The sequence below is a fragment of the Niallia sp. FSL K6-0212 genome, from assembly GCF_038007605.1.
Classification (GTDB): domain Bacteria; phylum Bacillota; class Bacilli; order Bacillales; family Cytobacillaceae; genus Niallia; species Niallia circulans.
The window spans coordinates 3,322,313-3,347,524 of record NZ_JBBOXL010000001.1 but is presented as its reverse complement, the minus strand read 5'-3'; the positions used below and the strand labels follow the sequence as shown (position 1 = coordinate 3,347,524).

Genomic DNA, 25,212 nt, shown 5'->3' with positions numbered 1-25,212 from the left:
TATTAAAGCATCACAAGGACTTAAAATATTTATACAACTCATCGATGAATGATTTATTTAATTGAGTAGCCGAACCGCCTTTTGAATAGTGTTCCACTAATGAAAGTAAAAGAAACTGATCATTCCCTGTATCAAAAGCTAATAAAAAGCTATTTTCATCCCCCTTCTCTCCTTGGTGCATTTTTAATTCAGCGGTACCCGTTTTGGCTGCTAACTGATATTGTTGATTATAGAGCAGATGTGCCGTTCCATTTGGGTTGCTCACAACAGCTTCTAAAAAAGTTCTCATTTCATTTGCTGTTGAAGGGGTAATAGCTGATTTAGTTTTCGGCCCGCTTTTATCCTCTAGCAATCTCGGATAAACGATTTTTCCTTCGTTTTGAAAAATAGAATACATGGCAGCTTGTTGAATAGGTGAAAGTAATAATTCTCCTTGTCCATATCCTGTATCAGCAAGAAGGATATCTGAATTAAATGACTTGTGATTTGAAATTTGCGCTGGCTTCATTGCGATTGGTAAATCCAATTCCTCGCCAAAGATAAATTTATCCAGCCCATTTCGAAACGTTTTTTCTCCCATTTCTAACGTTTCTTGAGCAAAATAAATATTATCGGAATAAACAAGTGCCTTTCTCATATCGACATGTTGCACATTAGAAACACGTGTAACGGAATACCCTCCCCAGGATTTATCCTTTTGCCAACTTAACCTATTTATTATTCTTCGCTTTTCTGGATATGTCACACCCGCATCAAGCCCGATACTAGCTGTAATCGTTTTAAAAGTGGAGCCTGGAGCATAAGCTGAAGCAAACCTTGAAAGAAATGGCTTGTTTTCATCCATAGCATATTTATTATATTCTTTCTGTGATATGCCACGAACCATTTTGTTCGGATCGTATGAAGGAGAGCTAACTACAGCATAAAGACCACCTTCTTTCGGATTCATGACTACAGTAGAACCTGGATTTTCTTTCAAATGATTGTATGCCTCCATTTGAATATAAGCATCAATGGTTAGTTTAATATCTCTTCCATCTATTTTTTCGGTTTTTTGAATTGCTTGCTTGTTTTTGCCATTTTCATCGACAATCAGAATTTCTCCACCATCTTTTCCACGCAACTCTTTATCAAGAGCTCTTTCTAATCCGGCTTTGCCTATCATGTCTCCTTCTTTCAAATCAGAATTTTTATCTAAATCTTCCCTTGTTACTTCTCCGATATATCCAATTAAATGTGCCGCAGCTTCTTTTAAAGGGTAATATCGGAGGTTAGTATTTTGATAGGAAATCCCAGATATGACTTCCGCTTTATTGGCTTCGATAATTTTAAGAGGAACAAATAGGTCATCCTTTACCCATCCTTGTTTCAGTTTTTGTTGAATCTCTTCTATAGATATATTTAATTGTTTGCTAATGTTTTGCAGTTGCTTCGTTTTTTCATTTCCCTTGAGTAAGTCTTTCGGAACAATCCCTGCCTCCTTAAAGTTTTCATTCACTGCGATGCCATTGCCAAGACGATCTATAATTTCTCCACGTTCTGCTCTCCATTGATGAAAAGCTACCTTATCTTTTCCCTCCATATTAGGAAAAATTAATGAAGGGTCCCATTTTATCAAATACTGATCTCCTGATTTGATAATCCTTGCTTGATAATTAATTTTATCTAATCTACCTAAAGGAGTTATTATGCTTAATTGATAGGATAACTCTTGCACATTGTGATTGAGTTTTTTTAATTCAATATTGGACGCGTGAATCCCATGAATATTAATTCCATTAAATATATGATCATATTTGTCGATCACTTCCTCCAACGTATATCCTAATGAATCGTATGAGTCTTTTTCGAGAACTTCTCCTAATTTTTCATACTCTTTGTTCACTAATATTTGAATAAAGGCATCTGCAGCTTTTTGTCCTTGGCTACTATTACTATTATTCATGATCATATAAAGACTTAAGCCAATAATCCCAGCTAAAGTGACAAATATCATTATGATATAGGGTTTGATTCTTCTCTTTTTTCTTTCTACTCTGCTAGTCAACTCTCTTCCCCTCATTTCCTTTCACTTAATTACTACATTTGTAGTATTAAACACAATGATTATTCAGAATCTTGCCTCTTTTCCTTTAGTTCAAAGTATGCTTTAAACACATCATTCGCTATTTCTAAATTAACGTGTGATTGGTCTGTTCGTAACCAAGGGACAGTGACAGAAACAGCAATTTCTGGGTGATCATAAGGTGCATACCCTCCAAATGTAATATTCCAGAGCATTAGACCTGGGCTATGTGGTAACGGGCCATTATATAACGCCTGTGCAGTCCCTGTTTTCCCAGCAATCTTATATTCTTTGTTCTTTATTCCATATCCGGTTCCAAGTGGCTCATTCACTACTTGCTTAAAGCCAAGCTGGACACGTTTAATCCACTCTTCCTTCATGTCAATTTTATTGTACACCTTTGGTTCAAATTCCTGAATAATAGGTCCCAATTCATTTGCTTGGTTAGGTTCACGTACTTCCTTGGCAATATGCGGCTGGATTCGATAACCCCCATTTGCAATAGTGGAAATATATTGGACAATTTGTAATGGCGTATATGTATCATATTGCCCAATCGCATAGTCTAATACTTTTCCAGATTCAGAAGGGATTTGACCTCCACCATAACCAATTTGTTCACCAGGTAAATCAATTCCCGTTCTCACTCCTAGCCCAAATTGAGAGAAATTGTATCTGAATGTTTCAATCGCGAACACTTTATCAATACTTAATAGTCCATTGGGAATATAGGTTTGCTGTCCACCTAATTTCATGGCCGTTAAAAACATATATCCATTAGAAGATCGTTTCAATGCATAAAGATCATTAATTGGACCGAATCCTGTCTTATTCCAAGATTTTTTTGCATTCGTTCCTAAAAATTTTAAAGGTCGATCATTAAGTACCTCACCTGGAACAATTGCACCTGTTTGATAGCCCGTTAATACGGTAGCTCCTTTCACAACTGATCCCATTTCATATGAGGTTGTTATATTTCCTAATGCAAAATCATTTACTTCCGTTTTACCTGTTTTTTTATTTTGCTCAAATTGTTTTCCCGCCATGGAAAGAACTTCACCGGAATACGGATTCATAACAGTAACAAATGTTCGATCGAGATAAGGCTCTCCAATTCTAGCATTACCAATTTTTTCTTCAATTATCTTTTCAATCTTACGCTGTAAATCGATATCAATTGAAAGGATTAAATCATCACCTCGTTTTCCTTCTTGCACAACTTCAGACTCTAATATATTTCCGTTTTTATCGATTATGTTTTTGATTTTTTCTTTTTGGCCTTGCAATACATCCTCATATTGATTTTCAATATAACTTTTCCCTACTCGATCATTTCTGCTATAGCCTCTTGCTAAATAATAATCAATAGAATCTTTAGGCAAGCCTTCTTTAGAAGAGGAGACTTTACCAATGACCGAGGCTAGAGTTTCATTCCCTTCTGTATCTTTATAAAGATTATAGCGATCCCAATCTATCGTTGTATCAACCCCAGGCAGGGAATCTAGATTTTCACTAATCATTGCAACTTCTTTAGTTGTAGCATCTTTTTTGATGATCTGTGGTGTCAACGGATATCCGCTACTCATTTCACGATAAATAGCTAATACTTCTAGTTCTTGCTTAGTAAATGAGTTTACTTCTTTACTTGTTATACGGTCTAGGGTTAGCTGATAAATTTTTGCATCGTAATTTTTATCATCTTTAAGCTTTTTCTTGTCAGCTACAGTAATTTTCGCTTCTGCTTCATTTGAGTGTTTTATAATCCAGTAATCTTTTTTATCTCTTTCTGTTATTGCTTTTAAATCCTCTTTAGAATCCTTTTTAATAAATATCGCTAGCTTTTCTGCAATTTTCAACATTTCTTCAGTTTTACTATTTTGTGCTCTTGTGAACGTTATTGCGTTAGACGGCTTATTCCCTACAATTAACTTCCCATTTCGATCTAATATTTCCCCACGCGGCATAGCAATTTTTACAGTTACATTCTCCTTTCTGTCAACTTCCCGCTTATAGTCCTCTCCATTTACTATTTGCACAATCCCAAGCCTTAAAATAAGAAGCGAGAACAGCAAAAAAACAATTAAAAATAATATATTTATTCGGAAGGAGAAAACAAATGGCTTTGTCCTCTCTTTTTTTTTCTTCAACGGCATCCTCCCTTTCATAACAATAAATATACGTATTTTGACATTTATTCTTCCATATTGGATATAGATTCTCTTTTCTCAAAATACTACATTTGTAGTTTTTCAACCAAAAAAAATTATTTAAAATAATTCGTTAACCATTTAATGATTGTAAAATCCTATAAATAGCTTATTTTCTATATTTAGATTTTCTAAAATTACATTCATCACGCCCCAACTTTTACATTTGTAGTATTTACTATAACATGACTCGTCAAATGATTAAAGTACTTTAATCTATAAAATTTTCGTTAGCTGTATGCTTATTATTTAAAAGGAAGTAAGTCTGTTCATCCATATGAACAGCATTTAAACGACATTTAGCTCTTTAAGCTAAGTATCCACTTGTTGACGTAAATCCGCAATGGTTTTATCTATTTACAAGTAGGTTTTCTCCTTTCTATACTACAATTAACTCCGTTTTACTACTCTAGATTGCTTTAAATCATCCTTCTTGGGCTATACTCCCCCCCGTTAGTATAAGAACAAAAAAGAAGCATTATCCCTTATTGGATCAATGCGCCATAGTAATTCTTTTATCTAATCTAAATTAAATACTTGCAATTTATAGTAAATATCGTTGACTTACAAATATGCAGTTGCTGGGTCATTATTTAGCTCTTCGATTGTTATAAAATCAAAACGAACTTCTTGTTCTCTTCCTTGAGGACTGCAAGCATAGACTCCTGCTAAAACAGTTGAACTATCTGCCACATCTAAGTGGGCAATTCTAATTTGATTCCATACCTCTCCGTCCCACGAAAAATCCACATAACAATTTTGCCCAATTTTGGATATACGGTAATATATTTGCACTTCTTTACAGTCTACATATTGAGTAGACCAATCGGAATAACCTCTATTGGTGACAACTGCACCCAGCTTGCTTAACCCATCTGGTATGTACTCTAGAGACGTTTTCACCCATGTCTCTTCGGAAAATCGAATCATCAGTCCAGCTTGGTCATATTTAGATTTGGGAATAGCTTTAACTCTTGTTGTCATTCTGAAATTCTTGTTAGTTTTGGTAAAGAGAAAATGGCCATTATCAACCTCAAAACCGTAGTGAGTTTTTTGCCAATAGTCGGTTTCTTGATCTGTTTCTAAAACTAGTTGAGAAGATTTCGTGTCTACAAACCATTTCTTTGGTTCACAACGCCACACAAGATTTTCCGTTAAACTCTTACCATCAAAATTCTCGTATAATATCCAATTTTTATTCTTCAATGAATCTCCTCCTAAATAAAATCGAATCTTACAAATACATAAATCAAATGTTATTTATTCTTAACTATATCACAAATTTATTTAGGTTCTCTATTGGCCTATTGCTACATTACTTCTTTAATCCACTATATATAATAGCAGCGAAAAGCATTTGTTTCTCATTCCAATTAATTAATTAATCAGGCTTCCTAAAATAAAAGGAAGCCTGCACAAAGCTTATAAAAAATGTACTATCTTAAATATCCTCCGTTATTAATATCAAATGTGGCACCAGTATAATGTTTAGCTTTATCTGATAATAAAAAAACAACCGTATCAGCCACATCTTCCGGTAAGACAGGCTTATCAATAAGCTGGTGGCTTAGATACTCCTCTTTTCTCCAATCGGGTATTGTATCCATCATAGATGTATCCACCATCGTGGGCGCAACAGCATTAACTCGAATATACGGTGAGAAATTGATGGCACAGCTTTTAGTTAAACCAATTATGGCAGCTTTTGAGAGCCCGTAAATTGCATCTGAACTGCCTTCAACGCCTGACACGGAAGACATATTTACGATTACTCCATTTGACTTACTTTGCATCAATTTTCTACCAAACATTTGCGAAAAATAAATAAATCCCTTTATGTTTACATCTAGAACTTTATCAATTTCATTTACTTGATAATCCAAGATATTTTTAGCCAAATAAATTCCCGCATTATTAACCAAACCATCTATATCAGCATGGTCTTCATCAATATGTACAAAAAATTTATGAACCTCTTCGTAGTTACTTATATCCAAATGATATGTATGTAGATCATAACAGTCACCCATTGACTGTTTTAAACTATGTAAGGACTGTTTATTAATATCGCAAGCAATAACGGAAGCACCTTCATGTAAACATCTTCTGACGCTCTCCTTTCCAATACCGGAGGCTGCACCTGTTATAATAACTTTTCTATTTCCGAGCACTTTGTAAGACTCCTTTCTTTTATTATTTTTCTTATTATCATATATTTCATTGTATTTACTACTATCATAAACTATTTTGTTATTAAGTTATACTGCCAGAGCTAGGTAGAAACATTTCTTTTAAAGCAAATCATCTACGTTTATGTTTTATAAGCTGTATAAAGCATATTCTCCTTTATTGACGTAATCTCCATAAAAAAAGTCCCTCCAATAAACTTCTGCTTGGAGGGATCCATCTAAGAATATTAATTTCACTGAGAGTTAGCTCAATTTAAAGACTATAGAATCCATTTAGTGATGAAACCCATTGTTAGACTTCGAATCATGTGGCATGGGTCCGTCTAGAGAATCCAAAAAAGCAACGGTCTGTTTGAGATTCATCAAAAACAGATGCGCGAGATCCATAGAAAATCCATTTCGAACCACAATGCGCATTATCGTCACTTCTTCCATATCTGGAGGTAATGGATAGGCGGGTACTTGCCAGCCGAATACACGTAATTGTCGAGATAAATCATAAAGATTCCAATTTAATGTGTAACCATCCTTAAGCCGCCAAGCGAAAACCGGAATATCCGAACCATCGGACAAAAGTTCGAACGGTCCCAACTTTTGAATCGCCTCGCTAAGAAAAAGAGCGACTTTCTGAGAAGCTCTTTGAACATCATAGTAGCCACTTTTCCCCAAACGCAGGTAATTGTAATATTGAAGGAGCACCTGTGCGCCAGGACGAGAGAAATTCAAAGCGAAAGTCGGCATGTTCCCGCCTAAATAGGAAACACGGAAGATGAGATCCTCAGGGAGATCTGCAGCTTCCCGCCAAATTATCCAGCCCAGCCCGGGGTATACTAACCCATATTTATGTCCAGATACGTTGATGGATTTCACTCTCGGTAATTGAAAATCCCAGACTAAATCTGGTTGAAGAAATGGTGCTATAAATCCCCCAGAAGCCGCATCTACATGAATCGGAATGTCAATACCTGTCCTCTTCTGCAAATCGTCCAACGCTTTTGCAATAGCAGCAACCGGTTCATAAAGCCCTCTGTAAGTCTCACCGAGAATTGGTACCACACCAATTGTATTTTCATCCACTGCAGCGAGAACCCCTTGAGGATCCAATAGAGGATGATCAGGGCTAACCTTCACATAGCGTGGTTCAACCTCCCAATAGTTCGCGAATTTTTCCCAAACGACTTGAACAGCAGAACTAAACACAATATTGGGGCGATCTACCGACTTTCCTGTGCTTTTGCGTGTGTTCTGCCAGCGTCTCTTTAACGCAAGCCCCGCGAGCATACATGCTTCCGACGAACCAGTTGTAGAAACACCCATAGTCGTGAGAGGGTTGGGCGAATGCCAAAGGTTGGCTAAAATGCGGACACATCGCTCCTCAATTTCAGCTGTCTGTGGATATTCATCCTTGTCAATCATGTTCTTATCGAATGATTTAGTATATAAATGCTCTGCGGCTGGTTCCATCCATGTGCTAACAAATGTGGCAAGATTCAAGCGGGCATTGCCATCAAGAGCAATTTCATCATGGACGATTTGATATGCTGTTTCTGGTAACATGCCTTTATCAGCCATGTGAAAACGCGGGACGTCCGATTCCCCTTCACGGGCAAATAAAGGATTTACCGATAATTCTTGCGGCAGCTCCTTTTGCACATGATGAGGTAGACTTTGTGAATTATCTGAAATCATCTCTTTTTCTTCGTATGTATCATTTTGAAGTTCTGCTTTTCGATGGTGTGGCATAGATGTCCCCCCCTTAAATAAAATAGTTTAACCATTATATTATTTACTAAAAAGCATTTATTTTATTCTAATTAAAGGTTCTTCCACCACTCGGATTAAAGATTATTAACGTAAATCATTTAACTTAAATAACAACACAGTCCTTTTCTAGCAAAAGTAAGGTTTTACTTAATAAAAGAATGCTCCAGAAGTTACCCAAGAATCTTCTTTTCCTTCAACTGAAATAAAAAACGTCTAATTCCTTATATATCAGGTTTTAGACGTTTTTATTAAAAATCTTTGAAGCATTAATATGTATTATACAAATGCACTCTATTTGTGAATATAAAATTATACTGGATAATTTAAAGATCTATATTCCCCTTCGTACAACTATTTATCCGCTAAATAAACCACCCTATAGTTGAACACGAATATCACCTATTTAAAGGCTAAATATCTTTCTACTAAACTTTTAGCAAGAATTTTTGATGAATCGAAGAAATTTAAAGATGTATAAGATCCACAAAAATATAGATCAGTACATACACAAACTACATCAGTTACACCATTTTCTACAAGCTCCATTTCTATGTTTTTCCATTGTTGAATAAGCTCTTCCATTTCGCGATTCTGTTTAACATCATAAATTAATTGATCAACCTGGCTTTGAATATGTTCTGTCCAATAAATATCTTTATTATTATTATGTAGGTAAGGCTGGTATAGCTGATTTTCTACTGTACTTCTGGTACCAATTAAAGCGACTTTTGAACTTTGGACACCAATAGCGTTTATTGTTTCTTGGATAATATTAAGAATAGGTATATTGGTCATCTTTGTCATATCCTCATAAAATTGATGGACTACATTACAAGGAACAGCAATAAAATCGCAATTAGCTTCTGTTAAAGACCTTATTCCTATTTGTAAAGATTTCACCATATCTTCTTTAATAATAGGTTCTTTTGGATGAAAGGGTGTAGGTAATGAATAAATAATCATATGGGGAAAATCAATGTCATTTTTTGCACCATATTGTCGCTCGCATTCATCTAAAACCGACTCAATAAATGGAGCGGTCGAACGTGGACCCATCCCCGCCAAAATACCGATTCTACAGAATTTATTACTTAGCATTATGAATCTCCTCCTTATTTCTTGTCCATTATATATCATGAGATAGCGTTTTTTTCATACACCTATTGTTCAATTAAAATACGATACTTCATTATTAAGTATCGCACAGTGTGTATGATAAAGGCTTAATATCTCCTATTAACTATTAGAACATAAAGCAAAAAAAGTTAAATAAGAAATGACATGAATTAAGTTATTGTAAGGCTAGATTTTATTTTCATAGTACCCTCTATATTAATTATACCATACAAAAAATGGTTATTATAGACTATTTATTCTCCTTTATTACTGCTAAAATCAATAGAACATTAATGGTTAGGAGCGATGCGGATGAGTTCTTTGGTACTCGATCTAAAGAAAGTTGGAAAAACAGAACGTATGCTTGTTGGTGGGAAAGGAGTCCATTTAGGGGAATTATCAAAAATTCCAGGAATACAAGTACCCGATGGATTTTGTGTGACAACAGTAGGCTATCAAAAAAGCATCGAACAAAACGAAATGTTTAAAGCATTAATAGAAAAGCTTACATGCTTAAAAGTAGAAAATCAAAAGCAAATAAGTCAGATTTCTAGGGAGATTCGACAAATCATCATGGAAACGGATATTCCCTCCGATGTTGTTAGTGAAGTTGTCACTTATCTCGCCCGTTTTGGTGAAAAACATGCATATGCAGTACGTTCTAGTGCAACTGCTGAGGATTTGCCGCATGCGTCTTTTGCCGGCCAGCAAGACACTTATTTAAATATCATCGGCAAAGAAGCCATCTTGGAGCATATCAAGAAATGTTGGGCTTCTCTATTTACAGATCGCGCTGTAATCTACCGAATGCAAAATGGATTCGCCCACCAGCAAGTTTATTTATCTGTGATTATTCAAAGGATGGTTTTTCCACAGGCTTCTGGGATTTTATTTACAGCTGATCCCCTTACCTCCAACCGAAAAATACTATCGATTGATGCCAGTTTTGGACTTGGAGAAGCGCTAGTCTCTGGCTTGGTATCAGCCGATAATTATAAGATTCAAGAAAATGAAATTGCCCATAAAAAGATCGCTGCCAAAAAGTTGGCTGTAACTGCTGTTAAAGATGGCGGAACAAAGACGCAAGCGATTAATCCTGAGCAGCAAAAGACACAATCACTGACTGATATGCAAATCTTGCAACTGGCACGCATCGGAAGAAAGATTGAAGATTATTTTGGCTGTCCTCAAGATATTGAGTGGTGTTTAGTTGATGATAAATTTTATATAGTTCAGAGTCGTCCTATTACAACGCTTTTCCCAATCCCCGAGGCGAATGATCAAGAAAACCATGTCTATATCTCTGTCGGTCATCAGCAAATGATGACCGACGCAATTAAACCGCTGGGATTGTCTTTTTTTCTGTTAACCACTAACGCACCTATGCGTAAAGCAGGTGGAAGGTTGTTTGTTGATGTCACACAGCAGCTTGCTTTACCTGCTAGCAGAAACATGTTATTAAATGGCATGGGACAACACGATCCACTTCTAAAAGATGCACTCATGACCATCTTGGAGCGGGAAAATTTTATCAAGTTATTACCTGATGATGATCAAGCTCCCAATCATGTAAAAGGCAATACAGCTATACAGGCTCAATTAGAAAATAATAACCCATCCATCGTTTCTGATTTCATAAAGCGCAGCCAAATATCCATTGAAGAGTTAAAACAAAACATTAAAACTAAATCCGGATCAGAGTTATTTGATTTTATTCTAGAAGATATTCAGGAATTAAAGAGGATATTATTTGACCCGCAAAGTACAGCTGTATTTATGGCTGCCATGAATGCAGCAACATGGCTCAATGAAAAGATGAACGAGTGGCTGGGTGAAAAAAACGCAGCGGACACCATTTCCCAATCTGTATCGAATAATATTACTTCAGAAATGGGTTTAGCTCTCTTGGATGTCGCAGATGCGATTCGACCTTTTCCAAAAGTAATTGATTATTTGCAAAGTGTAAAAGATGATAACTTTTTGAATGAAATGGTCAAGTTACATGGTGGGCAGGAAGCAAGCAATGCCATAATTGCCTTTCTTACCAAATACGGAATGCGATGTGCTGGTGAAATTGATATTACGAGAATACGCTGGAGTGAAAAACCACTTACACTTGTTCCCATGATTCTTGGTAACATCAAAAACTTTGAACCCCACGCTAGTAAGCGGATATTTGAACAAGGACTTCATGAAGCTTTGCAAAAAGAAAAAGAGTTATTGGAGCGCTTGAAATATTTACCGGATGGTGAACAAAAGGCAAACGAAACAAAACAGATGATTGACCTAATCCGAAATTTCATCGGTTATCGTGAATATCCGAAATTTGGGATGATCAGCCGTTACTTCGTTTACAAGCAGGCCATATTGAATGAAGCTACCCAGCTCGTGCAAGCGGGAGTTATTCATGAAAAAGAAGATATATTCTATCTCACTTTCGAAGAACTCCATAAAATAGTACGCACAAATAAGCTGGATTATCAAATTATCAGCAAGAGAAAGGAAGATTACAACATATATGAAAAGCTGACTCCCCCGCGTGTGATCACATCTGATGGCGAAATCATTGAAGGTAAGTATAAACGTGAAAATCTCCCAGAAGAAGCAATTCCAGGTCTGCCAGTTTCTTCAGGAATTATGGAGGGCCGCGCTCGCGTTATCTTAAACTTGGAAGACGCAGATTTAGAAGATGGAGATATACTAGTCACAACCTTTACGGACCCTAGCTGGACACCATTGTTTGTATCAATAAAGGGTCTCATCACCGAAGTGGGTGGACTTATGACGCATGGAGCCGTTATTGCACGGGAGTACGGATTACCAGCTGTGGTTGGAGTAGAAAATGCCACGAAACTAATAAAAGACGGACAAAGAATCAGGGTGAATGGAACAGAAGGATATGTAGAAATATTATAACTCATTACCTTCAAGCATTCAAACTAGGAGAATGCTTGATATTATGGCTCTTTGCCGCCTATGATAAAAACCTCGTTACTTGGACATATAGCGGGATAGCAACTGATGATTGTTATTAGTATGTTAAGATAGATAAGTTTTTCCCAAAGAAAGAAGCCATGTTATTTAATCTCTATTCAAAATGGCTTCTTTTGATTTTAAGGTGAAATCGTTTTGTGTGGTGTTTTCGGCCAAACTTTATCTTTATGCTCCATTTCACTTATTACAGGAATATGCCCCATAGATTAGAGAAGTGCATATTCCTGTTAAATTACATACAAATGTTTACTAGACATTATAACAATCTTTAATTTTGAAAGGTATCAGCAACTAAATTACTAAATTCCTTTAAATAATAAAGGTAGCTTTCACCTCCATAGTTATAACGTTTATTGTACATCTTCGCAACGACCACATTGTATTTAGGAATAACCAAAAGTGTTGGTCCTGTTATTCCCAATATTTGATAAGAACCTTTTGGAACTCTATGACCAAGTTCACTGTAAACTGCAGGATCACCTTGCACATACCAAAACAATCCATTTAATGGTAGTTTATTATCTCTATAAATAGGACTATGGATTTGAGTCGCAATCTCGATAACTTCTTTGGGCACAATCTGCTTTCCGTTTGCAAAACCTTTATTTAAATGAAGATTTCCCCACTGTGCAAACTCCCGTGCAGTGGTATGTAAGTTTGCCTCCATTCCATCAGCAGAATTCCCTAGTTTGAAGGCTCCTTCATCTTCACGATTAATGATTTGTTTTACTAATAATTCACTCTCTTTCGTTTGCCAAGCTGTTTCCCTAAAGCCCAATTTTGAAAATACTCTTTCTTCCAAAAAATCTGGAAAACTTATTTTAAATAGACGATTTACTAGTTCTGTCATCATTGACACATTAATCCCTCTATAAGCCCAATTTTGCCCAGGTTCAAACTCTCGAAAAATAGTACCATCCTCTTTTTGGTGTAACCCGTGCGAGTGGGTAACTAAATGACGTAAAGTTGTTTTACCTAATAATCCTTCATCCATATCTCCAAAGTAATCACTGGCATAATCATTAATACTATTAATTTTCCCCTCATATATTGCATAGGCCACTACTAATCCAAGGTAGCTCTTTCTAGCAGATGCTACATTAAATTGAGAAGATGCAGTGATCGGATTTGCTTTAGTGGAATTGGAATGAAAGCCATTATAATGTTCAAGTATTACTTCATTATCCTTTAAAATATATAATGCTGAGCTACTACTTCCATTTTTTTCTCTAATATTCTCTACCCACGTAATCAATTTATCAAGATGCTCCATGCTACTACTCCTTCTAAATCCATAAACTGTATAATTCCTTTATTAATATTCTCTACAAATTATAGAAGTCCTTTTTCCCCTAAACTCCGATAGTTACATAAGAGTCCCCTTCTTTGTAATTGAGCTACGCTTCAACTTCTAGCATGATGTTAATCCTTCTAAAAAACGTCTAATCCCTTTGTATCAAGGTTTTAGACGTTTATTAAAAAGGATTGAAGCTAATTAATTGTCTCGATATAACCTGTCATCTTTTTGCTGGCAAGATCTGCTCCATTTGTCCAATTATGAAAATTAAAATCGAGAACTTCCTTTCCTTGCGCTAGAGAAGTAAGAATTCTTGATTCTTGGAAAGAGTAGGAAAATGTGTGTAGTGTTCCGAATAGTTGGTCATAATTCTGAAAGAATACGGGAGAATTTTTCTTTGCGAATATGCTAAACATCTCTTGCTGTGTTCGTTTCTTCCCTTGGAATGATTGTAAATAATTATTTCTTTTGACGGAACCATTAATAGCTGATCTGTTTTTGTCTTGGAGTTCAGAAGTTTGAAAATGATTAACACATGATAAGAGCTTCTCATCCTTTCTAATGCACACTTTTTCTGGAGTTGCTTCTATCACCGCGATGTTTCCTTTTTTATCTCCCACCGAAAAATTATAGCAGGCTGAATGAGGGATTTCTTTTAGCAGAGCAGATGCGTCATCGACCGAAGAACAAGTATCCAAAGCCATCCGTATTGCAGCCCATGGGGAAACACCCTTTGTATATCCACTATAACTAACAAAATGGAAGCCCATCACTAACCCTTTCTCATTAACTCCATCATGTCTCCCTAAAATTTGCAAATTATAGCCTGCGGTGGCCAGCGTATTCTCCGCTTGGATACAACTAAAAATACCATCATACAGATTGGGAGAAAAATCGTAGTTCCGAACATAGATTTCATCTGTAAGAATAGCCGTGCATCCCATCACATCTATCTTGGGAACGTGATAACCGCTAAACATGGATGCAGCTCTGATAGACGAAATCCCCAAACCCTGGGCCAGTCCTTCTAATTCCTCTAATAGATGTGGAGCATATGCGGAATAGATGGAGTGCATATTTTCATAATCAATGTCCTGTTCGAAAAACTCACTCCACATCTTAACAATAGAACGCCCCAATATTCTCTCTGCTGTTTTTAAACCAATATGAAAAGAACGATCCCTAATTTGAATAATATCCACCTCAAAATTCTTCATGAAATCCCCTCCATTATTGTTTCTAAATCTGACTATACTTAAAAAGAAAAATAATTTCCTGTCTTTTTATGCTCTTTTTAGACTGTTATGAAATATATCCTTTTTTTATCCAATAGGACCTCTAAGTAAAAATGTTGTTATTTATTGGAAGCGCCATTTAGTTTATAATATTAGGCGAGGAGGTAATAGGATGTATTGCAAATAGCTCTATCTTTAAAGGAGGGAAAAATATGTTAAATTTCAACTGGATTAACGAAAGCACTATCGTGGAAGAAGACGGCAGAATAGAAATATACGCTCTAAAAGAAACTGATTTTTTCTGTAACAATGGCGCAATTGGAGCAGAAGGTATCACGCCTCAATCATTGTGTAACGCGCCCTTTTACTATACAGAGGTTGCAGGTGATTTTATCATGAAAGTAAAGGTTTCTCATGATTTTAAGGACACTTATGATTCTGCTTCCATAATGGTTATGAAGGATATGACATATTGGGCAAAGGCTTGTTTTGAATTAACTGATTTTGATACTCATGCAGTTGTAAGCGTTGTAACGAAGGAAGAGTCGGATGATGCGAATGGTTGCAATATTGATGATAATGCTGTATGGCTACAAGTATGCAGAAGTGGACATTCTTTTGCATTCCACTACTCCACAGACGGTCAAAATTATTATATGATGAGATTTTTCAGCTTGCCTGTTGATGAGATTGTAAAAGTTGGACTATTAGCACAAGCTCCCTTAGGAAATGGCGGAAAGAGAATTTATGAAAACTTGAGTATTGAAAAGAAGACCGTAAAGAATATTCGTATGGGTAAATAGATAAGTCAAGATATCTTCTTCGATTGGTGTAACAGTCAATCGACTTTTTTCGTTCACCGAATTTGAATATATCCACTATGCAGATGTAACCATCATTAGAATAGCAATCAGCAATAACTCTCCTGTAGTTCCCCCAAAAAACTTAGGTAAGGTCCTAACAAAGAATTGCTACAAATTACTTTACTAATTGAGACATTAATAAAAGCGTGTACTTAATCTTTTATATTCGTTAAATTAAAAACAAAGTGCCATTTATTATGCATAATAAATAATCTAAAAAAGAATCCTATAAAAAACAGGGAGGATTCTAAGATGTCATTAAAACTACAACGGTCATACAATATCTTACTGCTTGTTCTATCGTGGTTATCGTTAACTCTTATTGATTCTCGTAATATAAAAAGATTTTTTCCTGCCACACTCACTATAGGGATAATCGAAATCTTAAATGCATGGATTGGAAAAAAACGAAAGTGGTGGGTTTTCTATAATAAACCAAATTCTTATTGGTTTGGTGAATTACCATTTAATGCTGGACCATTTGTCTTTATCTCCCTATGGACACTAAAATTGGCATATGGAAATTTCAAGAAATTTCTATTAATCAATGCAATGATACATGCCTTCTTTGCATTTCCTTTTTCATTTTTTGCAAAGAAAATAAAATATTATTCATTGGTTCGATTTAATCATTTCCAATTTTTTATGTATTTCTTTTTAAAAGCACCATTGTTATATTTCCTTCAATTTTATTTGGAAAAGAAAAATCTGTTCGGGCTATTCAAACAACGGTAAACTTATATCCATTTCCTTCATACTGTTATCTCATAAATACAGCAAAAGTCTCCCATTATCATTAATGAGAGACTTTTAACTTGAAAATAGCCTTAGTATCATTTGTGATCCTTCAAAGCTCTATGAGCATAAAGGAATGCTACTATTTTCTTTTAAACACTCACTCGTTTACTCCCCATTACTAGTTGCCCGAAAAAAATAGCTTTTATCTTTCTTACCGCCTTATTGTTTAGATTAGAAATAAACTTTAATATACTATCAAAACTATCTTATTATACCTATCCACTAACCAAAAAAGGCAAGACAAACCCTTTACATTTCAATACCTAGGATATTATATAACTTTTCTTTTCCTTCTATGGTAATTTTCACTGCTCGATCAGGCAGCTTTTCAATCCAATTAAGTTCTAATAATTTTAATAAAACTGCATGACCTAATGATCCTGCTAGATGATAACGCCTTTCGCTCCAGTCTAGACACTTTCTAGCGAAATGTCTTCTTTTATTTCTCAGAGTGTCAAGATCAATTCCAAAATCACGAAAAAACGTTTCTCCCTCTTCCGTTACGCTAAAATTATCCTCTTCCTCAATCATATATCCTTTTACAATAAAGGCTTCGGTTAACTTTACACCAAGTCTCCCTGCCAAATGATCATAACAAGTTCGAGCGATTTTAATCTTTTCTGCTCGTGAAGAATCTTTTAATGAGCGAATGCGCACAGGTGGGGCAATAACGATCAATGTCTCTATTGCTCTAGCAACATCGGTATTTGCTAGACTATAATAGCGGTGTCTGCCATGTTTTTCTACACGGATCAATTTTCCTTCAACCATTTTAGAAAGATGGCTGCTTGCTGTTTGTAGGGTAACGTCTGCTTTTCTTGCTAGTTCATTCGCTGGAAGTCCATCAAGTCCGAGAAGAGCCTCCAACATAGCCGCTCTTGATGAATCAGCCATTAGTTTTGCAACATATGAAAAATCGGGGCTAATAGCCATGACCATCCTCCCTTTACATTGATAGTTCGATTATAACCGAAGTTTTTATATGCTACTATTATAAATATCAATTTGAAAGGAGATTCACCTAATGGGTAAAACAGATTTATTAATCTTAAATTTTAAAGAGGTACGACGTAGAAGTATAAAAGTTTGGAAAGCAATCCCTCCTCAGCTGCTAAAATGGAAGCCAGACGAAGAGGCCCTTTCATGTGCTGACATGATTAGACATGTTGTTGAAGGAGAATATCTTTATCATCAAATGCTTATTAACAAAGGCAGTATCGAGCCCAATTCTTTTCACAATCCATTCGAGCAGAAGGAATTTACAACCGTTGAGGAAGAATTAAAATTCTCTCAACCATATCGTGAGGAATTTTTGACATATATTAAATCAATTAGTAATGATGACCTTGAAAATGGAATGATTGACCGTTCAGATGTTGGTTATATTAGAACACTTGAGGATATGCTCTTGCGTATTGCTTATCACGAATCAGTACATACAGGTCAGTTATTGGGCTATATGAGGACAATGGGGATTGAACGACCGCAAATTTGGGATTAATATTCTATTATTTTTATATTGTAATTTGATATCTATGTTAAATAGATAAAAATAGAAACAGCGAGAATGCAAGTTTGTAAGTTTAGAAAAAAATTATTCATTCCAACATAAGCGCGATAGGAAGCAACTAATTTACTGATATGGATACGGTGTTGAACCAGACTTACTTCGTAAATTTTTTGCTTGATGCGCGCTTATTATTATTCTCTTTCATATCTTTCAAATCCACAGGTAATTTTCTCTTCATGCTTTCTTTCCGATAAAATAATTAAAGTCTTCTTTTTTAAAATATCGTTAACAACTTTTGTTTCTTTTTAAAGCTTTTATTCCCTCGATTCATCATCTTTACTTTCTTCCTCTTCCGGTTCTCCATTTAGTTGATTAATTTCTTTTACTAATTGATCTAAAAATTCATCTGAAATAATAAATTTGTTTTCTTTGCTCATAAAATTCCTCCTTATTAATTAACTTTTATTATGTAAGTGAAAAGGAAAATAGCTATTTCTATTAGCTTTTCCAGCTTCACAATTATTACACAAAATAACTATTTACATTTCCCAAGTACGAGAGTAAGATAATATCGTTGTTTCAAATTTCTAGATCGCTGAAACCATACGGTACGGGGGAACCATTCTTTGCTGGGCGTTTATTATGCCCATGGGGTGAATCCTTTTTAAGGTAGGGCTACTCAAGGCCCGAATCCGACAGCTAACCTCGTAAGCGTTAATATGAGAAGGAAGGTGGAACTTGTGACACAAGAAAATTAACGTGCCTACAAGTCTATTAATAATGGCTTGTAGGCTTTTTTATTTAATTACGTAAATGAGTAAAAACATTATTTGAGGTAGTTATTAATAACACATATAATCAGGCGGTGAATTCGCATGTTAGGTTCCATTAAAAGATTATTAATTGGACGTCCATTGAAATCCTATGAACTAGGTGAACAAAAACTCAACAAAACAAAAGCTTTAGCGATTTTATCTTCCGATGCGCTGTCTTCGGTTGCTTATGGTCCTGAACAAATTTTGATCGTTTTAATAACGATAGGTGCGACTGCGTTTTGGTATTCCATCCCGATCGCGATAGGAGTATTAATTCTTTTAAGCGCCCTTATCTTATCCTATAGACAAATTATCTTTGCCTACCCAAATGGCGGCGGTGCTTATATGGTGTCTAAAAGCAATTTAGGGGTAACTCCTGGATTAATTGCTGGAGGTTCCTTATTAGTAGATTATATCTTAACGGTTGCAGTAAGTGTCTCTGCTGGTACAGATGCCATTACATCTGCTTTTCCTGCTTTACATGGTTATAATGCAGAGATCGCCATTGCATTTGTATTTCTTCTCACTGTTTTAAATTTGAGAGGAGTGACGGAATCTGCTTCTATATTAGCCTATCCCGTTTATTTATTTGTCTTAGCATTATTTATTTTAATTGGCGTTGGTATCTATAATATATTGACCGGAAATGTTCCATCTGAATTGCATACGCCAATCGGTACTCCTGTAGCGGGAATCAGCTTATTTATTATATTAAAAGCATTTGCTTCAGGAAGCTCTGCATTAACAGGAGTCGAAGCAATTTCAAATGCGATTCCTAATTTCAAAAAACCAGCGCCTAACAATGCTGCTAAAACACTAGTCATGATGGGAGCTTTACTAGCGGTATTATTTGCAGGGATTGTTACTCTCGCCTATTTTTACGGAATCACACCGAAAGCAGAAGTGACAGTTGTTTCTCAAATTGCTGAGGGAGTCTTTGGGCGTAATTTTATGTATTTCTTTATTCAAGTAACTACAGCCTTGATTTTAATTCTTGCTGCTAATACTGGATATTCTGCTTTTCCTTTACTTGCAGTTAATCTTGCAAAAGATAAATTTGTTCCTAGGATGTTTCTCATTCGAGGAGACCGTCTAGGTTATTCCAATGGGATAATCATTCTTGGTCTAGCTTCCATCCTATTAATATTAGTATTTAACGCAAAAACAGAGCATTTAATTCCACTCTATGCTGTTGGTGTTTTCCTCCCATTCACATTGTCTCAAAGTGGCATGATGGTTAAATGGCTTAGAGAAAAACCAAAAGGCTGGGTACCGAAATTTATTATTAATACCATTGGTGCAACGATCAGTTTCATCGTTACAATGGTATTCTTTATAACAAAATTCTCCCAAATATGGTCGATTTTAATTTTCTTGCCTATCATCGTGTTTATCTTTTATAAAATAAATAAGCACTATTTAGCAGTTGGTGATCAGCTTAGACTTACTACTTCTGAACCGCCATTGACTATTCAAGGAAATGTGATGATTGTACCTATAGCAGGAATGACACATGTCGTGGAAAATACGTTAAATTACGTTAAATCACTTAAACCAGAACAAATTATTGCTGTTTATGTTTCTTTTGAGAGAGAAGAAGAAAAAGTATTCGAAGCGAAATGGAATAAATGGCAGCCCGAAATTAGGCTTGTAACACTTCATTCGTATTATCGAAGTATCATTAACCCGCTTAGAAAATTTGTTGATACAATTGAACATAAAGCAAAAGAAGGAAACTATCAGGTAACAGTGGTGATTCCGCAATTTATACCGAAGAAAGGCTGGCACAATATCCTTCATAATCAATCTAGTTTATTGATTAGAACATTTTTATTGTACCGAAGAAATGTAGTAATAACAACCGTACCTTATCATTTAAAAAAATAAAATAGCAAAATTGGTCCTATTCAAGCTAAAAGGAGTTTCTTTTTCATTATAAAAGAGACTCCTTTCTTATTATTATATGGAATGTAATAGAAAAAAAAGAGCCTGTTAGATCGCGCATGATTATTTGTATTTACCTTACATCTCCTACCTATATCATTTTACAATAACCGTAATGCTTAAAACGCTTGTTCCTTTTTCTCATTTGTATAAACTTATCCTCTTATTAAATGAAATACCGCTTTAATAAACCGAAAGAGATTAACCAACTCTGCTTAAGGCCTGATACACTGCCAACAATGATGTTCATGAAAAAGCTGGCCTTTCACACTATCAATATCTATCCACTTTATAAAGTGGTCATCTTCGATAGGGTCTTGTATTTTTTCTAACAGTTTTGCCAAGTAAAAATATCCCTCGTTTATTAATGGTTCATTCTTAGTCGATTGAAAATATCTCTTTGCATCACCGATAAAAGTCCCTATGGATATTCTATATCCCGTTTCTTCCAGCATTTCTCTTTCTAGACATGCTTGATAGCTTTCATCATTTTCCATTCCCCCACCAGGTAAAAAATAATGCCCTCTGGAATTCTGCACAGTTAATACCTTATCCCTCGCAATAGTAAAAATAACAGCATACACACTCTTTCTCTTTTTATAATCAAGACCAGCAACTTTTTCTCCAAAAACCTTATACACTTTCTCTCCTCCTCGCTCTAACATTCATTTTATTCTTCAAGTAATCTGCTCTGATGCATATATAAAGATTTTTTAATACGAACACTATTAGAGAGAACTTCATTATTCTCTTAAGAACTTTCCATATCAAAAAGCTTTTATAAGAAATGATTAACCATCCATATAAATAGAAATTATTAATTCTACTGTAACTCGGTCCTTCTTTAAATCTTCCTATAAATGTATCTAGCTCTCTCTTAAATCGTCCATCATATTTATAAATTTAATTAAGGAGGAAGGCAAATACTTATCCTCTCTATATATGAATAGTGTTTTAACTTTACTGAATGAACTTGGAATTTGATGCTGTCTAAGCGTACCTTCTGTTATTTGTTTTGCTACAACACTTTGTGGCAGCATACTAATACCTAAGCCAGCTGTTACACAGCCAATAATCCCATCAAGGGTTCCAAATTCCATCATCTTTTTCGGACATGCTCCCTCTGTACGAAACCATTGTTCAAGTCTTTCTCGATAAGAACATCCTGGACGAAATACAAGCAATGTTTCGTCTTGTATATCTTCAATTGTAAATATGGGAGAGTGAACTGGATTTGTTACAAGTATCAATTCCTCCTCAAAGACATCTTTTTGAATTAGTTCCGTATTTGCAATTGGTCCAGCAACAAATGCACCGTCTAGTTTATAGTTAAGTACACCAAGAATATTTTCTTTCGTAGAACCAGTTTTTAAGGTTAAATCAACATCGGGGTAATTTTTAAGATACTTTGAAAATAGGACTGGCAACCGCACTGCTGCCGTTGTTTCCATGGAGCCGATCATTAATGGACCTTTTGGTGATTGATCATCATTCATCACACTTTTCGTTTCCTCGATAAGATGAAATATCTTTTCAGCGTATGTTAACAGCATCCTTCCTTTAGCTGTCAAAGCAGTCCCGCGATTATGTCGATAAAATAAGGTTGTTTGCAGTTCTGCTTCTAATTGTTGTATTTTCATCGTGATATTAGATTGAGCATATTGCAGTTCTCTTGCTGCCTGTGAAATACTACCTAGCTTCGCAATCGTCTGGAAAACTTTTAATGTTTGCAAATCCATCAAAATCCCCCCTCTTTTTTGTTATCTAAATAACTGATGACAAATATCAGTATTATGTATTATTCAATATAGCAGATAAGCGTTATGATGGAAATATAATCAATTTAGCGGCAGCTATTTAAAGCAGAGATCTTACATAATAAGGGAGGAAGATACATGTTAAATAATGAAATGACAAAAATATTAAAAATTAAATATCCAATTATACAAGCTCCCATGGCAGGTGGAATCACAACTTCTGAATTAGTATCTGCGGTTTCAAACAGTGGGGGTTTAGGTATGATTGGAGCAGGATATATGACTCCTCTTCAAATGAGAGACCAAATAAGAAAGGTAAAGACCCTAACATCCAATCATTTTGGCATAAATCTATTTGTACCTAATAAGTTTGCGATTAGACAAGATACTATTCAATCAGCTAATCAATTGCTAAATCCTTTTCGAGAACAGTTGAATTTACCCCCAAAAGACAGCATTGATATTCCTGATTTCCACCATGTCTATGAAACGTTTATCGAACAAATAAAGGTAGCAATGGAGGAAAATGTCCCAGTCTGTTCTTTTACATTTGGCATCCCACCTGCAAAAGTGGTTTCTGAGTTAAAAACCGCGAATACTATTCTAATAGGAACTGCAACTACTGTGAGAGAAGCAGTCGAAAATGAAAAAGCAGGAATGGATATGGTCGTTATCCAAGGCAGTGAAGCGGGGGGACACCGCGGGAACTTTATTGATGATAAGAACAGAAGCTTAGTGGGTTCCATGTCATTAATTCCACAGGCAGCGGACAATGTTCGTATTCCAGTAATAGCTGCTGGAGGCATAATGGATGGCCGCGGGTTATTAGCTTCTATCTGCTTAGGGGCAAAAGGTATCCAAATGGGCACAGCTTTCTTGACCTGTATAGAGAGCGGGGCACAGCCAATTCATAAAGATATTATTACTAATAGTACAGAGGAAGATACAGTACTAACCCGATCATTTTCAGGTAAATGGGCAAGAGGAATAAAAAATACGTTTATTACGTGTATGAAGAACAAAGAATGGAATTTACCAGACTTCCCGATTCAAAACACATTAACCCAGGATATTAGAAAAAACGCAGTCTCTAAAAATAACAAAGAATTTATGTCACTTTGGTGTGGTCAAAGCCCAAGATTAGCTAAACAACAAACTGCAAAAATATTAATCCAGAGCATAATGGCAGAAGCAGAAAAAATAAAATCAACTATGTGATAAGGAGCAGAATTGCTCCTTCTAGTCTTTCAAGCTATCTAATGCTGGATACTGTAACAATAATTTTTCATTTGCTGATTCCAGTTGCTGACAATATGCTGCATAAGAAGCACTCAGCTTTTTCATAGCAGGAATAAATACATCATAATAGCCACTTGTATTATTAAACTCTTTGAAAATTTGTTGGATTTTATTAATGGGAGAATTTTTGTATTCCTCAGATTTTATGTACTCCAAGTATCGCTCTATAAAATCCTTACTTACAGTTAAAAACTGATCAGGATCTTCAATAGACTGCTTTATATTCGCCAGCATGTCCTGCATACTTTCTGTGTTCATATTGTTTGTACTTTCTATTAAGAATAATTGTAAGTCCTCCGCTAATTGAAGTGGCGGAACATTATCTAAAAACGCAATGATCTCTTCATATGCCGAGTCCTGCACGGGAGTAGTAATAGGCTCTTTTAAAAATCGTGCAAAATGCAGGCAAATAAAACGACCATAGTAATCTGGAAAAGCTTCTAATATTTTTTCCGTTACAGTTTCATGCTGTTCTATCATTCTCAGCTTCTTACTTATTTCAGCATAATCTTTACTAATGCCCAGTTCGTTCAGTAAGGATTTTTTCTCTTGCTCCCTCTGTAACGTCAATTCTTTCTGGGTGGATATCCTTTGCAGTGTGTTGCTTGTTCTATCAACAAGCACGGACCTAATTTCTTCTGTACTCAGTCCCAGTTTCCGAAGTACATAAATTTTCTTTAAACATTCAATATCCTTTTCACTAAAATCACGATAGCCATTTTCTAACGTATTCGGAATGAGTAATTTTTGTTCGATGTAATACTCAATCGCTTTTTTCGTTAAATTTGTTGTCTGACTTGCTTCACTAATTAACATGCTATCACCTCTCAACTAAAGCTTAAGCTACCCCCTAAGGTGATAGTCAATCATTTATTTTTCATGATTCTAATATTGCCACTACATGATTTAATTCCTGCAAGGCATGGGGTTCGATTTTTAATGTGCATGTAGTTTTTTCTGTACCTCCATAGACAAAATCATATTTAAAAAGCTGCTTGTCAAGGACACAAGGCAAATCTAAGCCGATCATCGGAATACTACCAACCTCAAATCCTGTCACCTTTGGAACTTCCTTTGGAGATGCTAATTTTACTTTGCTACAGTCTAATAGAATTGCTATTTTTTTCAAATCAAGTTTGTCACGGTTACCTGATACAATGAAAACAAAGTATCCCTTATCTGTTTTCAAAATGAACGTGGGAGCAGTCTGTCCTGCCTCAATCCCAAAATACTTAATGCCATCTTCTCTAGAAAGAATTTTGAGGATGAATGATTTCATACCTATATTTAGATCTTTCTAAAATCCCTTCTAATTCATTCACAAGAGCACCTCCAACTACGGCTTTACTATATCATTAT

General features: G+C 35.4%; 20 protein-coding genes and 1 riboswitch. Of the genes, 6 read left to right on the top strand and 14 right to left on the bottom strand.

What is annotated here, in order from left to right:
- Positions 1 to 10: 10 nt before the first annotated feature.
- The 6 genes from pbp4 to MHH96_RS15715 all read right to left on the bottom strand — a co-directional run bounded on the left by pbp4 (position 11) and on the right by MHH96_RS15715 (position 9,323).
- On the bottom strand, positions 11 to 2,047 hold the full coding sequence (gene pbp4 / locus MHH96_RS15740; protein WP_186325690.1) for a penicillin-binding protein PBP4(5): 2,037 nt from the start codon (positions 2,045 to 2,047) through the stop codon (positions 11 to 13).
- A 59-nt stretch (positions 2,048 to 2,106) separates the two neighbouring features.
- Positions 2,107 to 4,218 (bottom strand): peptidoglycan D,D-transpeptidase FtsI family protein, encoded by a 2,112-nt coding sequence (locus tag MHH96_RS15735; RefSeq protein WP_445668998.1) that lies wholly within the window; start codon positions 4,216 to 4,218, stop codon positions 2,107 to 2,109.
- A 618-nt stretch (positions 4,219 to 4,836) separates the two neighbouring features.
- Positions 4,837 to 5,478, bottom strand: coding sequence for a DUF1349 domain-containing protein (locus MHH96_RS15730; RefSeq protein WP_144546257.1), 642 nt, complete (start codon positions 5,476 to 5,478; stop codon positions 4,837 to 4,839).
- Between the two features lie 230 nt (positions 5,479 to 5,708).
- Positions 5,709 to 6,443 (bottom strand): SDR family oxidoreductase, encoded by a 735-nt coding sequence (locus tag MHH96_RS15725; RefSeq protein WP_144546259.1) that lies wholly within the window; start codon positions 6,441 to 6,443, stop codon positions 5,709 to 5,711.
- A gap of 291 nt (positions 6,444 to 6,734) precedes the next feature.
- The gene (locus MHH96_RS15720) at positions 6,735 to 8,204 is read right to left on the bottom strand and encodes a glutamate decarboxylase (RefSeq protein ID WP_144546261.1); all 1,470 of its coding nucleotides are present in this window, start codon (positions 8,202 to 8,204) and stop codon (positions 6,735 to 6,737) included.
- 420 nt (positions 8,205 to 8,624) lie between these two features.
- Positions 8,625 to 9,323: an aspartate/glutamate racemase family protein gene (locus MHH96_RS15715; RefSeq protein WP_061800998.1), complete on the bottom strand. Its 699-nt coding sequence runs from the start codon at positions 9,321 to 9,323 to the stop codon at positions 8,625 to 8,627.
- A gap of 330 nt (positions 9,324 to 9,653) precedes the next feature.
- On the opposite strand from MHH96_RS15715, the gene ppsA reads away from it, so the two are divergent.
- Positions 9,654 to 12,257, top strand: coding sequence for a phosphoenolpyruvate synthase (ppsA, locus tag MHH96_RS15710; protein ID WP_144546263.1), 2,604 nt, complete (start codon positions 9,654 to 9,656; stop codon positions 12,255 to 12,257).
- Positions 12,258 to 12,603: 346 nt separating this feature from the next.
- On the opposite strand, the gene MHH96_RS15705 is transcribed toward ppsA, so the two are convergent.
- Together MHH96_RS15705 and MHH96_RS15700 are read right to left on the bottom strand one after the other, a co-directional pair.
- Positions 12,604 to 13,608, bottom strand: a complete 1,005-nt coding sequence (locus MHH96_RS15705; protein ID WP_341117649.1) for a serine hydrolase domain-containing protein — start codon at positions 13,606 to 13,608, stop codon at positions 12,604 to 12,606.
- A gap of 218 nt (positions 13,609 to 13,826) precedes the next feature.
- On the bottom strand, positions 13,827 to 14,849 hold the full coding sequence (locus MHH96_RS15700) for a C45 family autoproteolytic acyltransferase/hydolase (protein WP_061796570.1): 1,023 nt from the start codon (positions 14,847 to 14,849) through the stop codon (positions 13,827 to 13,829).
- A 230-nt stretch (positions 14,850 to 15,079) separates the two neighbouring features.
- Between MHH96_RS15700 and MHH96_RS15695 the strand changes: the two genes are divergently transcribed.
- Both MHH96_RS15695 and MHH96_RS15690 read left to right on the top strand, forming a co-directional pair.
- Positions 15,080 to 15,670, top strand: coding sequence for a DUF1349 domain-containing protein (locus tag MHH96_RS15695; protein ID WP_061796572.1), 591 nt, complete (start codon positions 15,080 to 15,082; stop codon positions 15,668 to 15,670).
- A 312-nt stretch (positions 15,671 to 15,982) separates the two neighbouring features.
- Entirely contained in the window at positions 15,983 to 16,465 is a 483-nt protein-coding gene (locus MHH96_RS15690) for a hypothetical protein (RefSeq protein ID WP_061796574.1), read from the top strand.
- Positions 16,466 to 16,777: 312 nt separating this feature from the next.
- Here MHH96_RS15690 and MHH96_RS15685 read toward each other — a convergent pair whose 3' ends face one another.
- The gene (locus MHH96_RS15685; protein WP_061796576.1) at positions 16,778 to 17,461 is read right to left on the bottom strand and encodes an ArsR/SmtB family transcription factor; all 684 of its coding nucleotides are present in this window, start codon (positions 17,459 to 17,461) and stop codon (positions 16,778 to 16,780) included.
- A gap of 91 nt (positions 17,462 to 17,552) precedes the next feature.
- On the opposite strand from MHH96_RS15685, the gene MHH96_RS15680 reads away from it, so the two are divergent.
- The gene (locus MHH96_RS15680; protein ID WP_047940120.1) at positions 17,553 to 18,029 is read left to right on the top strand and encodes a DinB family protein; all 477 of its coding nucleotides are present in this window, start codon (positions 17,553 to 17,555) and stop codon (positions 18,027 to 18,029) included.
- A 323-nt stretch (positions 18,030 to 18,352) separates the two neighbouring features.
- On the opposite strand, the gene MHH96_RS15675 is transcribed toward MHH96_RS15680, so the two are convergent.
- Entirely contained in the window at positions 18,353 to 18,475 is a 123-nt protein-coding gene (locus MHH96_RS15675) for a bacitracin ABC transporter ATP-binding protein (RefSeq protein ID WP_341117646.1), read from the bottom strand.
- Between the two features lie 146 nt (positions 18,476 to 18,621).
- Positions 18,622 to 18,767: riboswitch (cyclic di-AMP (ydaO/yuaA leader) on the top strand.
- Between the two features lie 146 nt (positions 18,768 to 18,913).
- On the opposite strand from MHH96_RS15675, the gene MHH96_RS15670 reads away from it, so the two are divergent.
- Complete coding sequence (locus MHH96_RS15670; RefSeq protein ID WP_061796586.1) at positions 18,914 to 20,740, top strand: APC family permease; 1,827 nt, start codon at positions 18,914 to 18,916, stop codon at positions 20,738 to 20,740.
- Between the two features lie 272 nt (positions 20,741 to 21,012).
- Here MHH96_RS15670 and MHH96_RS15665 read toward each other — a convergent pair whose 3' ends face one another.
- Both MHH96_RS15665 and MHH96_RS15660 read right to left on the bottom strand, forming a co-directional pair.
- Positions 21,013 to 21,438, bottom strand: coding sequence for an NUDIX hydrolase (locus MHH96_RS15665; protein WP_341117644.1), 426 nt, complete (start codon positions 21,436 to 21,438; stop codon positions 21,013 to 21,015).
- A gap of 225 nt (positions 21,439 to 21,663) precedes the next feature.
- Positions 21,664 to 22,536, bottom strand: a complete 873-nt coding sequence (locus MHH96_RS15660; RefSeq protein ID WP_061796590.1) for a LysR family transcriptional regulator — start codon at positions 22,534 to 22,536, stop codon at positions 21,664 to 21,666.
- Between the two features lie 156 nt (positions 22,537 to 22,692).
- Here MHH96_RS15660 and MHH96_RS15655 point away from each other — a divergent pair, with 156 nt between their 5' ends.
- On the top strand, positions 22,693 to 23,772 hold the full coding sequence (locus MHH96_RS15655; protein WP_061796592.1) for an NAD(P)H-dependent flavin oxidoreductase: 1,080 nt from the start codon (positions 22,693 to 22,695) through the stop codon (positions 23,770 to 23,772).
- Between the two features lie 21 nt (positions 23,773 to 23,793).
- Here MHH96_RS15655 and MHH96_RS15650 read toward each other — a convergent pair whose 3' ends face one another.
- Positions 23,794 to 24,669 (bottom strand): MerR family transcriptional regulator, encoded by an 876-nt coding sequence (locus tag MHH96_RS15650; protein WP_047940114.1) that lies wholly within the window; start codon positions 24,667 to 24,669, stop codon positions 23,794 to 23,796.
- 61 nt (positions 24,670 to 24,730) lie between these two features.
- Positions 24,731 to 25,132, bottom strand: coding sequence for an aminoacyl-tRNA deacylase (locus tag MHH96_RS15645; protein ID WP_236691756.1), 402 nt, complete (start codon positions 25,130 to 25,132; stop codon positions 24,731 to 24,733).
- Between the last annotated feature and the right edge of the window lie 80 nt (positions 25,133 to 25,212).

Coding starts and splice junctions, on each gene's coding strand:
- MHH96_RS15660 (WP_061796590.1), bottom strand. CDS start 22,536: ATGGATTTGCAAACATTAAAAGTTTTCCAGACGATTGCGAAGCTAGGT.
- MHH96_RS15655 (WP_061796592.1), top strand. CDS start 22,693: ATGTTAAATAATGAAATGACAAAAATATTAAAAATTAAATATCCAATT.
- MHH96_RS15695 (WP_061796572.1), top strand. CDS start 15,080: ATGTTAAATTTCAACTGGATTAACGAAAGCACTATCGTGGAAGAAGAC.
- MHH96_RS15690 (WP_061796574.1), top strand. CDS start 15,983: ATGTCATTAAAACTACAACGGTCATACAATATCTTACTGCTTGTTCTA.
- MHH96_RS15675 (WP_341117646.1), bottom strand. CDS start 18,475: ATGAGCAAAGAAAACAAATTTATTATTTCAGATGAATTTTTAGATCAA.
- MHH96_RS15700 (WP_061796570.1), bottom strand. CDS start 14,849: ATGAAGAATTTTGAGGTGGATATTATTCAAATTAGGGATCGTTCTTTT.
- MHH96_RS15645 (WP_236691756.1), bottom strand. CDS start 25,132: ATGAAATCATTCATCCTCAAAATTCTTTCTAGAGAAGATGGCATTAAG.
- MHH96_RS15650 (WP_047940114.1), bottom strand. CDS start 24,669: ATGTTAATTAGTGAAGCAAGTCAGACAACAAATTTAACGAAAAAAGCG.
- MHH96_RS15735 (WP_445668998.1), bottom strand. CDS start 4,218: ATGCCGTTGAAGAAAAAAAAAGAGAGGACAAAGCCATTTGTTTTCTCC.
- ppsA (WP_144546263.1), top strand. CDS start 9,654: ATGAGTTCTTTGGTACTCGATCTAAAGAAAGTTGGAAAAACAGAACGT.
- MHH96_RS15705 (WP_341117649.1), bottom strand. CDS start 13,608: ATGGAGCATCTTGATAAATTGATTACGTGGGTAGAGAATATTAGAGAA.
- MHH96_RS15670 (WP_061796586.1), top strand. CDS start 18,914: ATGTTAGGTTCCATTAAAAGATTATTAATTGGACGTCCATTGAAATCC.
- MHH96_RS15720 (WP_144546261.1), bottom strand. CDS start 8,204: ATGCCACACCATCGAAAAGCAGAACTTCAAAATGATACATACGAAGAA.
- MHH96_RS15680 (WP_047940120.1), top strand. CDS start 17,553: ATGGGTAAAACAGATTTATTAATCTTAAATTTTAAAGAGGTACGACGT.
- MHH96_RS15715 (WP_061800998.1), bottom strand. CDS start 9,323: ATGCTAAGTAATAAATTCTGTAGAATCGGTATTTTGGCGGGGATGGGT.
- MHH96_RS15685 (WP_061796576.1), bottom strand. CDS start 17,461: ATGGCTATTAGCCCCGATTTTTCATATGTTGCAAAACTAATGGCTGAT.